Source organism: Cohnella panacarvi Gsoil 349, assembly GCF_000515335.1.
GTDB classification, from domain to species: Bacteria; Bacillota; Bacilli; order Paenibacillales; family Paenibacillaceae; genus Cohnella; species Cohnella panacarvi.
In genome coordinates this window covers 4694190-4709808 of the sequence record NZ_KI911563.1, presented here as the reverse complement: position 1 = coordinate 4709808, position 15619 = coordinate 4694190, and the positions used below count along the sequence as shown (strand labels likewise).

Below are 15619 nucleotides of genomic sequence, written 5' to 3'. Positions count from 1 at the left end.
GTTATCTTTCCTCTCCCAGCTTGACGGCTTGATGGACCTTCAATCTGCGAATATGCGCAAAGAGCAGGGCGACGCCGATGGTCATCATGACGCCGACGACGATATACAGCCGATTCGTATCCGCGGCTTCGAATACGACGCGGAACGGCGGAATTTGGTTCGCCGCATTGTCGGTCGTCTGCAGGAACGGCAAGAACAGCAAACTCGTGATCTTGCCGATGCCGATACCGAGTCCGATCGACAAGCCGGCCGTGAACACTTGCTCCAAGAGCAGCATGCCGGTCAGCTGTTTGCGCGACAAGCCCATCGCCCGCAAGATGCCGATTTGCACGACGCGGCGCGAAAGGTTGAAAAACCAGAACAGAATATAGCCGGACAAGGAGACGATAATCGTTACGATAAAGCCTAAGCTTAGGATTCCGAATACGCCGCCGCGCGCCGGATGCTTGTTCTGCACGGCCAGCTCGCTGCTCATGTCTTCGATCGATTGCAGCTCGATGCCCTGCCCTTGGAGTACCGGAATGATCGGACCCGTAGGGGCGCCGGGCTCCATCTTCAGCCACACGTCGTAAGGAATGAGCGGTACCTGATCATAAATATAATCGAGGTTGGCGATCAGGAACGGCGACTGATCCGGATATTGGCTCGGCCAGTACGGCAACGTATCGATAATGACGAATTCGATCGGCTGCTCCTGCAGCACCGTGCGGACGATATCCCCGCGCTTCAGATCGAACTTCTTCGCTACGTTCGACGAAATGAACGCCCCGTTCGGGAATTTACCCATCCACTCCAAGTACTTGAGCGGGCTGTGCGGGTACAAATCTTCGCGAAACCAAGCGACGCGGGCAAAATCGACGTTATCGAAGCCCATGATGGTCGCCTGCCCCGCTGTCTTGCCGGAAATCGTCAGGCTGCCTTTGGTTTGCAGCACGCGAGCCGCGTGCTCGACGCCCGGCAACGTGCGGAACACTTCGAACGGCGGTTCGTTGAAATTGATTCGAGTCGGCGTTGCGCCTTGCCCGCCGCCCGGACCTCCGGGACTGCCGCCTTGGCCTCCGCCCTGGCCGCCTCCTTGCCCGCCGCCAGCGCCGCCTCCGCTTCCTCCCCCGCCTGAGCCTCCGCCGGAGTTGCCGGACGGGAGCTCGAACTCGGGGCTGCCTTCCCATACGGTTTTGACGACGACGTCGGCTCCGTACTTGTACATCGTGCGCTCTTCCGAATTAAGTCCGATCGTACGTGCAGCGGACGAATTGTATACGCCGAGCCCGAGCGTCAGAATAAGCAAGATCATGAGCGGATAGTAAGACGTGGCCGACCTCGACAGCTGCGTCAGCGTCAAATACAACGGAACCGGCAACAGCTTCTTCCAGATCAGATTGAACAGCTTCAACAAGAGCGGGAACAGCCGAAGGAACAAGAGCCCTCCCGCGAAGATGCTGATCGCCGGCACGAAGAACAGGAACGGCTGCACATTCAGTTGGTCCGTCGTGACGCCGGTCGTGAACGATACCATCTGACGCTCGTTGAACAGATACCAGCCGTAGCCGGCTACGCCGATCAGAACGACGTCGAGGAACCACTTCTGCCAGAACGGCTTGCGATCCGACCGCGCGACTTGCCGCTTGTAGTCGACGATAGACGTTCGCGTGAATACGAGAGCCGGAATGACCGCCGCGCCGATCGCTACGATAACCGCGCCTAGACCCGCTATGACGCTGTCGGACGAGAAACCGACCGGTATCGATTTACGGTCGACGAAATAGAGGAAATCGCTCGCCGAGCCGATGCTCTTCGCCATGAACCATCCGAAGAGAGGTCCGACGACCAACGCTACGATGCCTAGCAGCGCTCCTTCTAGAAGGAACAGGAGGAAGATCTGCCTCGTGCTCGCCCCGCGGCTGCGCAGCACCGCGATATCCGAGCGTTGCTTCTCCAGCGCTTGCCGGGAGTTCATCGTAATAAAGTAGAACACCATCGCGATCATAGGCGCCGCCAGCGTGAACAGCATCGTCTGGAGCTGTATGCTGTCGCGGCGGAATTCTTTAAGCATATCGGCGAACGAAATGCTCAGATGCGTGTCGTTCAGCCGTTTGAACACTTCGATGTCGATACGGTTTAACGTGCTCGACAGCGGAGACAGCTGACTCGTCTTGATCTCGCGCAGGTCGAACGCGGAATACCAGTTCGCGATCTGAATCGGAAGCCCCATTCCTTTGTTCAACTCGTTAACGAACACGTTCTCCGAGATGAACAAGCTGTTCATGAGTCCTTCGAAACCTTGATACCAGTAGCCCCCGTCGGCTTCCTTCGCTTTGATCGAGCCGACGATCTGCACGCGAAGCTCCCTGCCTCCGGATATCGGATAGAGCAGCACGTCGCCGACGTGCAGGTCGTTGCGGAACATCGCCTCGTCCAGCATGACGGCTTGAATCGTGCCGTCTTGGTCCGACTTGTCGGAGAACCATTCGCCTCTCGCCTGCTCCGCTTGCGACTTCAAGTCGCTGAATGCGGAAATCGTCAGCTTGCGCGTTCGGCTCGCATCGACTTTGGTAGAGTCCTCGGGATACACCTCCGAGCTTCGCAGCGTCAAGCTCCGCTGCGACGAATCGATCGGAAAGCCGATGTCGGCTGTCACTTCGTTCTCGATGTAGCCGTTGACGTCGTCGAAGGCTTCCATCCTGGTCTGGCCGTCGGTCGACTGATAGCTGATGAGCAGCGCGCCGGCCGGCAAGCCTTGGCTGTTATCCTGCAGCGATTGGGAGACGACGCGCTTCAGCGCTCCATCCGCATACATCGGAATGCTCGTCGTGAACGCGACGGCGATGAACAATCCGGCTAGCGTGCTAAGCGTCAACCAGCGCGTGTTCCACATTTTGCGGAATAGAAATCGAATGAGCGCCATCGGTTACCTTCCTACGACTTTCTGTCCCGGCGTCAGGCCTTGCAGAATTTCGACGTCCGTCGCGGTTTGCTGGCCGATTTCCACGTCGACCTCGCGCTTCGTGCCGTCCGCCTCGGCGATTTGCACGTAGGCGCGCGCCCCGATCGTGCGCAGCGCCACCGTCGGGATGACGACGACGTTCTCCTTGCGATTCGTGACGACCCCGATGGAGAGCGGAGTTCCGCGCGTAACCGTCTTCGGAAGATCCTTCACGTCGACGAGCAGGAATTGATCGAGACGAAGCGGCGCCTGATTGCCGCCTTGCCCGCCACCGCCGCCGTTGTCGTTGCTCGTGTCGGTCGTCGGCATCTGCTTGACCTTGCCCGTGAATTTGCCCGCATTGTTGATGTCTACTTGCACTTCCATGCCGATCGCGACTTTCTCCAAGTCGTCGCGGGACATCGTAGCCGCTACGACAAGATTGTTAGGATCGGCGATCGTGCAAATCGCGTCGTAGGCCTTGATCTGCGAACCCTCTTGCACGGAAAGCCCGACGACCGTGCCGCTGTAAGGGGCGGTCAGCACGGCTTTGTCGATCTCTTCCTGCATGTCGATGAGTCCTTGACGCGCCTGCTCGAAGTTAAGCACGGCTTGCTCGTATTCTAGCGCGTCCATCTCATCCTTCGTTTGGAGCGTCTTCTTCATCTGCAGCTCTTGTTGCTTAAAGGCAAGAGACTGCGTGCGCAAAGTCTTCTTCAGATCGTCTACGTCCAGCTCGGCGATCAGCTGCCCTTCCTCGACTTGTTGACCGGGCTGTATGTATAGCTTCTTAAGCCGTTTGCCTTCCAAAGTAAAATAGAGGGTTTTCTCCGTTAACGACAGCATTCTGCCGGAGCCCTGCACCTTCGTTTCGAGCGTCTTCGTCGTTACCTCGTAGGTCGGCTTCTCCGAAATTTTCGGAAGCTCGATCGCGGAGAAATCTTCTTCCTCCGGCTCGTCAGGCAGCACGCTGCATCCTGTTATCGCAACGGACAAGGCCATCGTCGCGATTAAGGTCGAGACGAGGCGGCCTCTCTGCCGCGCGTTCCTATTAGCATGATTAGGAGACGAATACGCCGTCCACCATTTCATAGACATGGTCTGCAACCTCCATTATTGTCGGGTCATGCGTCGTCATGCAGATCGTCACGTTCTGCGTAGCGACGATCTCTTTGAACACTTGCATCACTTGCGCCGCCATCTGGCTGTCCAATTCGGCCGTCGGTTCGTCCGCCAGCAGCAGGACGGGCTGATGCGCGATCGCTTTGGCGATCGCCACGCGTTGCTGCTCGCCGCCCGACAGCTCGAACGGCCGATGATGCATGCGTTTGCCTAGGCCCACTAGCTCCAGGCAAGACGTTACTCTGGATTTCCACTCGCTGCGCGGCACTTTGGCCATCCGAAGCGACAATTCAACGTTCTCGTATGCCGATAACAGCGGCAATAGGGCGTATGCTTGAAAGATAAATCCGATATCTTTGCGGCGAACCTCGGTTCGTCTATCGTCTCCCCACTTGTGCAGCGGCCGATCTTGGAACATAATTTCCCCTGCGGTCGGCGTGTCCAGGCCCCCCATAAGGTTCATCAGCGTCGTCTTCCCCGAACCCGAACGCCCTCTAAGCATGATGAGCTGATTCGGATAGAGCGTAAGATTGATGCCTTTCAGAACCTTAAGCTTGCTGCCACCGACATCGAAAGAGCGCTCTACGTCTCGAACGGTCAACAGCGGCTCTTGCGATGAGGGCTTTCGTTGCCCGTCCGCCCGTTCTGCCGATTCGTCGTTCGGATCGCTCGGCGAACTCGCCGTCGTCTCGCGGCGCAGCCATGACAGCATGTGAATTTCCTCCCTTGCCAAACTCTTCATCATTTATAACGAGAGTTACGTTAGAAAAGTTACGGGAAAAATTAAACCTTTATCATTTTTTTAAGAGAAAATGGAGAACATTCTCCTTTCATTGACGGAAACCGCCTACGGACCTTCACCATTTTTGGGCATAGCCCTTTATAAAAGGGGACGATCTTGTGTATTATTAGAAGATATACATTCACCTGGAGAGAGGTTGGTCGGATTGGAAACGAAGACGCCGTCATCAAACTTTATTAAAAATATCGTGATCGAGGATCTCGAAGCCGGCAAAGTGCAAGAGATCGTCACCCGCTTTCCGCCCGAGCCGAACGGCTATCTGCACATCGGACATGCCAAGTCGATCGTGCTTAACTTCGAGCTTGCCGACGAATTCAAAGGCAGGACGAACCTGCGCTTCGACGATACGAATCCGGTCAAGGAAGACGTGGAGTACGTCGAGTCGATCAAGCAAGACGTCGCATGGCTTGGCTATCAATGGGACGGCTTGTTCTTCGCGTCCGATTATTTCGAGCAAATGTACGATCGCGCCGTTCTGCTCATCCGCAAAGGTCTCGCCTACGTGGACGACCAGACGCCGGATCAAATCCGGGAGTCCCGCGGCACGCTGACGTCACCGGGCCAAGAAAGTCCATATCGCAACCGTACGGTAGACGAAAACCTGGATCTCTTCACCCGGATGAGAAACGGCGAGTTCGCCGACGGCGAGAAAGTGCTCCGCGCGAAGATCGACATGGCCTCCCCGAACGTGAACTTGCGCGACCCGATCATTTACCGCGTGCTGCACGCTCATCATCACAATACGGGCGACAAGTGGTGCATCTATCCGATGTACACGTTCGCGCACCCGCTCGAGGACGCGATCGAAGGCGTTACGCACTCCATCTGCACGCTCGAGTTCGAGGACCAACGGCCTTTCTACGATTGGGTGATCCGCGAGTGCGAGATGCCGGCCACGCCGCATCAATACGAGTTCGCGCGCCTTAACTTGACCAACACGGTCATGAGCAAAAGAAAGCTAAAGCTGCTTGTGGACGAGAAAGTCGTGGACGGTTGGGACGACCCGCGCATGCCGACGATATCCGGCCTTCGCCGCAAAGGCTATACGCCGGAAGCGATTCGCGCCTTCTGCCGCGAAATCGGCGTAGCCCGGAGCTACGGCATCGTCGACGAACGGATGCTCGAGCACTTCATTCGCGAGGACTTGAAGCTGAAGGCGCTTCGGACGATGGCCGTGCTGCAGCCGCTTAAAGTCGTCATTACGAACTATCCGGAAGGCCAAACGGAATGGCTGGACATCGAGAACAATGCCGAGAATCCGGAGATGGGCCACCGTAAAATCCCGTTCTCTCGCGAAATCTACATCGAGTCGGACGACTTTATGGAGACGCCTCCGCCGAAGTACTTCCGCCTGTTCCCGGGCAACGAAGTGCGACTGAAAGGCGCGTATTTCATCAAGTGCGAAGAAGTGATCAAGGACGCGGACGGCAAAGTCGCGGAACTTCGCTGTACGTACGATCCGGAGACGAGGAGCGGTTCCGGCTTTACCGGACGCAAAGTCAAAGGCACGCTCCACTGGGTCGACGCGAATCACGCGGTTCCGGCGAAATTCCGTTTATACGAACCGCTTATTGCCGAAGATGATGAGGACGACAGCCAATCGTTCTTGGAGCGGATCAACCCGAACTCGCTGCAAGTGCAGGAAGGCTTCGTCGAGCCCGGCATGAAAGAAGCGGCCGGCGGAGACAAATTCCAATTGTTCCGCCACGGTTATTTTAACGTCGATCCTAAAGACTCGACGCCCGATGCGCCCGTATTCAACCGCATCGTATCGCTGAAAAGCTCTTTCGAAGTTTAAGTTTTTGCGATCGCCTATATTGCATTAGCGCTCCGGCAACCCCAAGACGGGTTCCAGGGGCGTTTTTGTTACAATCCGACGGGGAAGTGTTGATGATGAAACGCCATATCGCATGTTTAGTCACGCTGCTGACTCTCGCAATCATCATCGGGTGCAGCAGCGGGGACAACGGCAATGAAGCTGCCGATCCGCTGCCGATCGAGCAAGGATCTGCCGGGGAGACGGGTACGCCGACCCCATCGGTTTCCGCGCCGCCCGCGGAATCGCAAACCCATGAACCCGAGCCGTCGAATGCTGCTTCTCCTCCGCCCGCAGGCGAGGTTGACGCCGTTTCGGCGATCCTGTCCCGAATGACCCTCGAAGAGAAAATCGGCCAAATGATCATGATCGGCGTCGATGGCACGGCGATGGACCAGACCGCCGAACGGTTGATCCAGGATCTGCATGTCGGCGGAGTTATTTTCTATCAGAACAACTTGAAGACGATAGGCGGTGCCGTCAAGCTCGTGAACGACCTGAAAGCCGCCAACCATAAGGGCGCGGCTCCGCTATTCTTGGCGGTGGATCAGGAAGGCGGGAAGATCAACCGGATGCCGGCCGATTTCGAAACGATTCCCGACAGCCATGCCGTCGGGAAGTCTAACGACGCGAACTTGGCCAAGGCGCTCGGCGGTTTGCTCGCGGACGAACTGCGCGCGATGGGATTAAACTTGAATTTCGCTCCCGTGCTCGACATTAACAGCAATCCGAACAATCCGGTCATCGGGGTCCGTTCGTTCGGCAACAAACCGGACCTTGTCGCCAAGATGGGCGTAGCCGAGATGCAGGGGCTTCAAGACGCCGGGATCATCGCGGCGGTCAAGCATTTTCCCGGTCACGGGGACACGTCGGTCGATTCCCATCGGGAGCTTCCGGTGGTTAGCAAATCGTTGGAGGAACTTCAGGACTTCGAATGGGTGCCTTTCCGGTCGGCGATCGAAAGCGGAGCCGACGTCGTCATGGCCGCGCATATCTTGTTCCCGCGCGTCGATAACGAGGTGCCTGCATCGTTGTCGAAGGTCATTATCGGCGACCAGCTTCGCGGCACGCTTGGCTTCGACGGCGTCGTCATCACCGACGAGATGACGATGGGGGCGATCGCGAACAACTACGGCATCGTTAACGGCTCTCTGAAAGCGATCCTCGCGGGCAGCGATATCGTCATGGTAGCCCACGAATACTCGAAAATGCAGTCTGTGCACAATAAGCTCTTGAATTCCGCGAAAGACGGCACTTTATCGGAACGGCGCATCGACGAGAGCGTCCGCCGCATCCTCTCGCTTAAGCTGAAATACGCGATTTCGGACGAGCCGACGCCGATCCCTACGGCCGCGGATTTGCCGAACGAGCAAATTCGCGAGTGGAAAACTCGTCTGAATCAAGCGACGTCCGGGCGGAAGTAACGCGGATTCCGCTCCCTTATAACAATATCCCTTTCGCTCAGGTTTGCAGCAGGGTTACATTCCTTCCCTCACGACATCCCCGTCACTCAGGCATGCGGCAACGCCGCGCCCCTGAGCGACGGGGATATCGTTATAAGGGACAAACAAAGAAGGCCGTCGCCCCCGCCCGTAAGCGAAGACAACAGCCATTTTCCCATCATTGACTATCTAGCCTCGATCTTCGTTCTCCGATACACCAACGCGCCGATCGCATAGGTGACCGCTCCCCAACCGGCCAGAATGGCGATGCCCAACCAATAATCGGAAGATCCGATTCCGCTGCCGTACGCCATGCCGTCGCGCATGCCTTCCACGAAGTAAGTGAGCGGCAGCACCTCGCTGACCGTCTTGAGCCAATCCGGGAATCCGCTCGTCGGGAAGAAAATTCCGCTCAGGAACATCATGACGAAGCTTGCGATATTGGCATACCCCATATAAGCTTCCATCGTCTTGCTGAACGAGGAGAATAAGTAGCCTAGCGCATTGAAGGTAATCGCTCCGACGAAGAACGCCACGATCAGCGTCGCCGGGTCGATGTGCAGATTCACGCCGAAGAAGCCCGCGCCGATCGCCGTTAACACCAGGATTTGGAACACGCCTAGAATAAACCGTACGATCATACCCGACAACCCGAGCAGCCCTAATCTAACCGGCGTCATCTTCAGCCGCTTAAGCAAGCCTTTGCGGCGCATTTCCACCATGCCGACCATGCCGAACAAGCCGCCTTGCGCGATCGCGAGAGCGATCTGTCCCGTCATGAGGAAGTCCGCGTATTCGAGATCCTCGCTGCCGCCGGAAATCGAGCTTACGTCCAAGTTGAAGGTCGGCGTGACGCCGGCTTCGCTCCAGTTCGCCTGTTCGATGAATTGGCCGACGATGCCGGATATCGCTTGGGATGTCGCGCTCATCTCTGTTTCTTTGTTGAAAATAAGCTTCAACGTCTTCGCGTCCTCGGTCGCAGGAAGCACGATGACCGCGTCCACGTCTTTATCTTCGATCCACTTGTCCGCTTGGGCTTGGTCGACCGGCTGCTCGGATTTCCACTCGAACACCGGCACGTTACGCAGCTCCTGTTCCAACCGATCCGACGTCGCGTTCGCGCTAGTCTCTACGATCGCGACCTTAGCCTTGAAATTCTCGCTGCTGCTTCCGAAGATGAGCATGAAGATAACCATGAGAATAATAGGAAAGAAAATATTCCAGAACCATACTTGCTTCTCGCGGAACATAAGTTTCATATCCGCGACGAACAGCTTGCCGAGTTGCCTCGTGCGACTCATCCTAATCCCTCCATTCCTTGCCCGTAAAGGCAATGAATACGTCTTCAAGGCTTAGCTCGCGAATCGACACTTGCTCGACGCGGAAGCCCCGTTCCTTCGTGAAGCCGAACAGCCCGTAGAGGGACTCTTCCGGTTGAACCGACCATAGTTGCAGGAACGCGCCTTCCCGAACCGTCTTCGTGACGCCCGGCAGTTGCGCCGCGACGCTCTCGGCCTCCGCCGCGGCCGATTCGCCGTCCAAGAACGAAACTCTGACTTCGCGCTCCTTGGTCAATCTATCGATGAGTGCAGCCGGCGTATCCAGCGTAACGATGCGGCCTTGGTCTACGATGCAGACTCGGTCGCTAAGCTTCTCCGCTTCTTCCATATAATGCGTCGTAAGGATCGTCGTTTTCCCGAGCTCTTTCAGCTTCAGCACGATGTCCCAGATGTTGCGGCGGGCTTGAGGGTCCAGTCCGGTCGTCGGTTCGTCCAAGAAAATAACGTCCGGATCGCTAATCATCGCCAGTCCGATCGCAAGCCTTTGACGCTGTCCTCCCGAGAGCGACTTGACGTACTTGCTCCGATGGTCGGTCAAGTTAATCATCTCGAGCACTTCCGCAATGCTCTTGGAGCGGGGGTAGAACGATGCGAACAGATCGAGATTCTCCTCGATGGTCAGCAAATCGAACATCGCGCTCGACTGCGGCTGCACGCCGATCTTGTATTTAATCTCATCTTCGTTCTTTTCCCACGTCAGCCCGTCTACGGTAATCGTACCCGCATCGGGCGGCACCAAGCCTTCGATCATTTCCAACGTCGTCGTTTTGCCGGCGCCGTTCGGACCGATGATCGTGAATACTTCTCCGGCTTCGACGGAGAAACTGATCTCCGCGACCGCCGTTACGGCTCCGAACGTTTTGCGCAAGCCTTTCACTTCTAATACGGGCATGAGCGTCGCTCCTTCATTTTCCAATTAACGATTCCTCATCTATTGTAACTTAACGTGTCAATGTCGCACGACGGTCTTCGGGATGCCGGTTGTCTCGGTCTGAAGACGGAGCAATAGAAAAGCCGACCCTGCGCGCGGGCGCATGAGTCAGCTTATCGGATCGGGGTTATCGATCTCGGGACATATACGTGTTCTGACGAATCCGTTCTTTCATCAATCTCTCTTGTTCAAGGGCGTTGGCGATATCGTCTTGGATTTGCGTTTTGCAGGCGAGGCACATCGTCCCGCTGCGGATCGGCTTCTGGCAGCGGTCGCATTCGTCCGCGAGCTTCGGGTAATCGTAAAGCTTCAGCTTTCCCGAACGGATGAAGGAGCGAATCCGATCCGGCGGGACGGAGGAAGCTTCCGATAACTCCTCGTTCGTCATATGCCGGTTTCGCAGCAATTGCAATTCGATCAGACGAAGCATGGAATCATCTTCCACCGAGCATTCGTTGCACATGTTTCGCATATTTAATTGAAAGATTTTACCGCATTTGGGGCAGTGCGCTACTCGAAGCTCATTGTCCATTATTTTAGACCCCCAACCCTATCTTCATATGATCTAATAGTATCATAAGCTTTCGGATTATGGGTATATTTACTTATGACATTTCGCTATTTTTCGTCTTTGCTTCTCACCCAAGCGACGAACTCGCGGATCCCGTCTTCGAAATGCCATCTCGGCGCATACCCGAGCTCCCGCTTCGCTTTGGAGACGTCCGCGTTCGTCCGCTTCACGTCCCCCGGCTGCATCGGCAGCCGATTCAGTATCGCCTGCTTCCCCACCGCTTCCTCGATCGCCCGGATCATTCGATCCAGTCTGATCGTATTCGATTCTCCCAAATTGAAGATATCGTATTTCTTTTGGCCCTCGCACGCCCAATCGAGCGCTTTCGTAACGCCGTCGATAATATCCTCGATATACGTGTAATCCCTCTCCGTGGAGCCGTCTCCGTAGAAAGGTACCGGTCTGCCTTCCAAGATCAGCTTCGTGAACTTATGAATGGCGAGATCGGGACGTTGCCGCGGCCCGAACACGGTGAAAAACCGCAAGCATGCCACGTTGATTCCGTAAAGGCTATGGTACGTGTGGCATAGCAGCTCGCCGGCTTTCTTCGTCGCGGCGTAAGGTGAGATCGGATAATCCACAATGTCGCTTTCGGAGAAAGGAACCTTCTCGTTATTGCCGTAGACGGACGAGGAAGAAGCGAACAAGAAACTTTGCACTCCGTATTGCCGGCATGTCACGAGCAGGTTGACCGTACCGTTAATGTTCACGTCCGCGTACAAGACCGGTTGTTCGATAGACGGCCTGACTCCCGCGTAAGCGGCAAGATGCACGACCGCATCGAAGGAATGCCGCGCGAAGAGTTCGCCTAGCATTTCGCGATTCCGGATATCGCCTTCGGCTACCGTATAACGGACGTCCGGCGTTTGACTTCGTTTCATCATAGCGCGCGTCTCATCTACGTTCGCCCGCTTAATCGCCGGATCGTAATAGTCGTTATAACTATCGAGATTGACGACCGTATGACCTGCCAGCAGCAACGCCTCGCACAGATGGGAGCCAATAAACCCGGCGCCGCCCGTCACCAGAACGGTTTTCATCAAGACATGCTCCTTTCCTTCCGTCCGCTTCTGCCGATCGACTCGTACAGGATGCCGGCGGCTTTGGCGTCGGCGACCGCGTAACAATTCCGCCCGTCGAACACGTGCGGGGTTTTCATTAACCGGGGAAATTCCTGCAGGTCGATTCTCTTGATTTCCTCCCACTCCGTGAAAATAAAGCAAGCATCCGCATCCGTGAGCGCCTCTTCGATCGTCCGGCAATAGACGACCTCCCCGTCATGAACCTCCCGCAAATGGTCCATGCCCACCGGGTCCCATACATGAACGTTAGCGCCGTCTTCGAGAAGGAACGGGATATTCGCCAGCGCAGGCGCTTCGTTCACTTCGATCGCCGCTTTGATCGTCTTAATCTCGTAGTCGTTGTAGTTGGCGAGCCAATGCAAAGCCTTTGTGTCCTTAGGGAAACACGAGCCGCCGTAGGAACCGGCCGCCGATCCGCTCGTCGTACCCCATCCCTTTGGCGACGTCCTCGACGTTGGCGCCAACGATTTCGCACAAATTCGCGATCTCGTTCATATACGATATTTTCAATGCTAGAAAATCATTCGCGGCATACTTGGTCATCTCCGCGCTACGGCGGTCCGTGATGACGAACGGGCACTCGTATTTCCCGTACAATCGCCTCATGATCTCGACGCCGAAATCGTCCTCCGCGCCGATGACGATGCGCGAAGCATATAGCGTATCCTTGACCGCCTCGGGCGTGCCGACGCAGATCATAATGACCTCGGCTTCCTGATAAGCGCTTGAACCGTCCGTCGTGTAGACGAGCCGATCGGGGTGCGATGCATCATCGGTTCGAGATCGGCCTCGTAGATCAAGCATTTGCCTTGCTGAAGAAGATCGATTTTACCCTTGTCGACGTCAACGCAAACAACCGAATGCCCTTGTTCCGCAAGACATACAGCCGTCGCTAGTCCGACATATCCGGTACCTGCTACTGCGATGTTCATAGCGTCCCATCCTTATCTGCAACTAAGTTGTATGGCGTTGGTCTATACATTGTCTTCTTCAATGGGAAACCGATATCCTGCCGCACGAAAAAAACCGATCCGAGGATCGGTTGGCGGAGTTCGCGTTAATGACGGAACATTCTCGTAATCTTATCGATCAGATTGGATTCCTTGACGATCGTCGGATTCGTCTGCATGGTCTCGTTCGCGAGCAAAGATGCCGCATTATTCTGATAATATTCGGTCCAACCCGGTCCCAATTCATCCGATATCGCTTGGTAGGCTTGCGATAAACTGAACGCCCTGCGTTCCACATGGTGCGCGTCCGAGGATACGATATGGATTAATCCCGCGCGGCATAGCGACCATGCGGTCTTCTTGATCCGATCTCCGAAATCCCCGAGCAGGGAATGCGTCGTCACTTGCGCGATCGCGCCTAGAAAGACGAGCTCGGACAGCAATCTCGGATGTTCGCGAATCGATCGGTTGCGTTCGGGATGAGCGATGACTGGGCGAATGCCGAGGTCCGCCAATCCGCGGACGACTTCTCTCATCTTCGCCGGCATCTCGTGTCCGGGCATCTCGATCAGCATGTAGGACGAGCCCGCAAGCGTAAGCAGCTCTCGCCTGTCCCATGCCCCAAGGAGATCGTCGTTAACCCGGATTTCTTGCCCGGCATGCAGCGTAATGGGGATGCCTTCGGTACGTAACTCGCTTTGAAAATTCCATATCGCGAGCTGAATGTCCGATGCCGGATTCCTGTAGCTTCCGTTCTCGTGGTGCGGCGTAGCGATTATATCGGTTATTCCTTCTGCCGCGGCTGCCCGCGCCATAGCAAGAGCGGTCGTCATGCTGTCGGCACCATCATCTAATCCCGGCAAAATATGCGTATGAATATCGATCATGAGAGCTCCCCTTCCCGACTCTTCCTCTTTTATCCAATATAGCACATTGTTGTATCTTGTTGCATCATGACGAAAGTCATCAATATATAGTGCTATTGCGCGATAATATAGGCGAAGAGCCCTACCTTGGAAAAGGCAGGGCTCTTCGTCGTTGATGCGGATAGACGATTATTTACCGAACGTTTGCGGGCTTTCTCTCCACGATTGCAGGAGCGACACTTGAGCGTCCGTGATCGTGCCTTGCTTGCGGGCTTCTTCGACGAGCGCGCTGTAGTTGGACAGCGTGCGGAGCGGAATGCCCGCCTCGGCGAACGCTTGCTCCGCCTGCGCGAACTGGTAGGTGAAGATCGCGAGCACGCCGAGCGCTTCCGCGCCCACGTCGCGCACTGCTAACGCGGCTTTGAGCGAGCTGCCGCCCGTCGAGATCAAATCCTCGATGACGACGACTTTCTGGCCGGGGGCGATGCGGCCTTCGATCATGTTCTGCTTGCCGTGCCCTTTCGCCTTATCGCGGATGTACGCCATCGGCAGGTTAAGCTTCTGCGCGATCCATGCGGCGTGCGGAATGCCCGCCGTCGCCGTGCCGGCGATGATCTCCGCGTCCGGATGATGCTCGCGGATCAGCGTCGCGAAGCCTTCGGCGATGCGGTCGCGAATGGCCGGATAACCCATCGTCAGCCGGTTGTCGCAGTAGATCGGCGAGATGATGCCGGAAGTCCAGGTGAACGGATCGTCCGGACGCAGCGTTACCGCTCCGATCTCCAGCAGGTTGCCCGCAATGACGGACGGTAATTGCTCAAGTGTCACTTCGCTCATGCTTGGGTCATCTCCTCTAATATAAGGTTCAGTGCCGCGGCAGGATCTGTTGCTGCCGTGATCGGTCTTCCGATAACGAGATAGTCGGTTCCGCCGATGACGGCATCGTACGGCGTCGTAATGCGCGACTGGTCACCGACGTCCGCTCCGCGGGGGCGAATGCCCGGCGTGACCGTGATGAACGACTCGCCGCAAGCGCCTTTGATCGCCGCGACTTCTAGCGGGGAAGCAACGACGCCTTGCAAGCCCGCTTGCTTCGCGAGTTTCGCGTAGCGCACGACCGCGTCCTCGACGGTACCCGCGATGCCGATCTCTTCGTTCAGCGTCGTTTGGCTCGTGCTCGTCAGTTGCGTGACGGCGATGACGATCGGCGAGGCTTCAGAGTCACCTGCTTCGACCGCATCACGCACACCCTCAGCAGCCGCGGCCATCATTGCGACGCCGCCGGCGCCGTGGACGTTGAACAAGTCAACGCCCATGCGCGTAATGCTGCGCGCTCCGCCGCGTACCGTGTTCGGGATGTCGTGCATTTTCAGGTCGAGGAACACCTTGAAGCCCCGGGCTTTAAGCTCGCGGACGACCGCGGGTCCGGCCGCGTAGAACAGCTCCATGCCGACCTTCATCCAGCAGCCCGCGCCTTCCAGCTGCGCGGCGAGCCTAAGCGCCGCTTCCGCGTCCGGCTTGTCCAGCGCGACCATCACTTTCGCGGCCGCTTGTTGCTCAGTAAGTGCCATTCAACCGGGCTCCCTTCATTCCTCGTCAATTTAATATCAATAACAACCATTTGCATTTATTTGGCCTGCTTAACCCCGATTCGAAGATAATAACAAGAATTTGCAGTTATTTATCTGAACTATACGCGCATCGGCGATTTTCAAGGAAAATAACTGTCGATTTGCTTTTATTCCACTTCGACTGGGAAAGTCAGGAGAAATAA

The 15619-nt window shown here is 56.3% G+C and carries 12 protein-coding genes and 1 pseudogene; 2 read left to right on the top strand and 11 right to left on the bottom strand.

Going from position 1 to position 15619, the window contains the following annotated elements; translation table 11 throughout:
- Position 1: 1 nt before the first annotated feature.
- The 3 genes from COHPA_RS0122430 to COHPA_RS0122420 are packed head-to-tail and all read right to left on the bottom strand — an operon-like array spanning position 2 to position 4757.
- The gene (locus COHPA_RS0122430) at positions 2-2905 is read right to left on the bottom strand and encodes an FtsX-like permease family protein (protein ID WP_027088390.1); all 2904 of its coding nucleotides are present in this window, start codon (positions 2903-2905) and stop codon (positions 2-4) included.
- A 3-nt stretch (positions 2906-2908) separates the two neighbouring features.
- A complete protein-coding gene (locus COHPA_RS0122425) occupies positions 2909-4021 on the bottom strand; it encodes an efflux RND transporter periplasmic adaptor subunit (RefSeq protein ID WP_027088389.1) in 1113 nt (370 codons plus the stop codon).
- Positions 3984-4757, bottom strand: a complete 774-nt coding sequence (locus tag COHPA_RS0122420; protein WP_027088388.1) for an ABC transporter ATP-binding protein — start codon at positions 4755-4757, stop codon at positions 3984-3986. Before COHPA_RS0122420 ends, COHPA_RS0122425 begins: the two co-directional genes overlap by 38 nt.
- A 226-nt stretch (positions 4758-4983) precedes the next feature.
- On the opposite strand from COHPA_RS0122420, the gene COHPA_RS0122415 reads away from it, so the two are divergent.
- Together COHPA_RS0122415 and nagZ are read left to right on the top strand one after the other, a co-directional pair.
- A complete protein-coding gene (locus COHPA_RS0122415; RefSeq protein ID WP_027088387.1) occupies positions 4984-6645 on the top strand; it encodes a glutamine--tRNA ligase/YqeY domain fusion protein in 1662 nt (553 codons plus the stop codon).
- A 92-nt stretch (positions 6646-6737) separates the two neighbouring features.
- Positions 6738-8087, top strand: a complete 1350-nt coding sequence (gene nagZ / locus COHPA_RS0122410) for a beta-N-acetylhexosaminidase (protein WP_245590317.1) — start codon at positions 6738-6740, stop codon at positions 8085-8087.
- Positions 8088-8290: 203 nt separating this feature from the next.
- Here the strand turns inward: nagZ and COHPA_RS0122405 are convergent, their stop codons facing one another.
- The 8 genes and pseudogenes from COHPA_RS0122405 to pyrF all read right to left on the bottom strand — a co-directional run bounded on the left by COHPA_RS0122405 (position 8291) and on the right by pyrF (position 15416).
- On the bottom strand, positions 8291-9406 hold the full coding sequence (locus COHPA_RS0122405; protein ID WP_027088385.1) for an ABC transporter permease: 1116 nt from the start codon (positions 9404-9406) through the stop codon (positions 8291-8293).
- Between the two features lies 1 nt (position 9407).
- A complete protein-coding gene (locus COHPA_RS0122400; protein ID WP_027088384.1) occupies positions 9408-10337 on the bottom strand; it encodes an ABC transporter ATP-binding protein in 930 nt (309 codons plus the stop codon).
- 166 nt (positions 10338-10503) lie between these two features.
- The gene (locus COHPA_RS24015) at positions 10504-10806 is read right to left on the bottom strand and encodes a hypothetical protein (protein ID WP_027088383.1); all 303 of its coding nucleotides are present in this window, start codon (positions 10804-10806) and stop codon (positions 10504-10506) included.
- A 188-nt stretch (positions 10807-10994) separates the two neighbouring features.
- A complete protein-coding gene (locus tag COHPA_RS0122390; RefSeq protein ID WP_027088382.1) occupies positions 10995-11987 on the bottom strand; it encodes a GDP-mannose 4,6-dehydratase in 993 nt (330 codons plus the stop codon).
- A pseudogene (locus COHPA_RS24885) lies at positions 11987-12961 on the bottom strand (UDP-glucose dehydrogenase family protein). Before COHPA_RS24885 ends, COHPA_RS0122390 begins: the two are co-directional and overlap by 1 nt.
- A 125-nt stretch (positions 12962-13086) precedes the next feature.
- The gene (locus COHPA_RS0122370) at positions 13087-13866 is read right to left on the bottom strand and encodes a tyrosine-protein phosphatase (RefSeq protein ID WP_027088378.1); all 780 of its coding nucleotides are present in this window, start codon (positions 13864-13866) and stop codon (positions 13087-13089) included.
- A 168-nt stretch (positions 13867-14034) separates the two neighbouring features.
- Positions 14035-14682, bottom strand: a complete 648-nt coding sequence (pyrE, locus tag COHPA_RS0122365) for an orotate phosphoribosyltransferase (RefSeq protein ID WP_027088377.1) — start codon at positions 14680-14682, stop codon at positions 14035-14037.
- The gene (pyrF, locus tag COHPA_RS0122360) at positions 14679-15416 is read right to left on the bottom strand and encodes an orotidine-5'-phosphate decarboxylase (RefSeq protein WP_027088376.1); all 738 of its coding nucleotides are present in this window, start codon (positions 15414-15416) and stop codon (positions 14679-14681) included. Before pyrF ends, pyrE begins: the two co-directional genes overlap by 4 nt.
- Positions 15417-15619 lie beyond the last annotated feature (203 nt).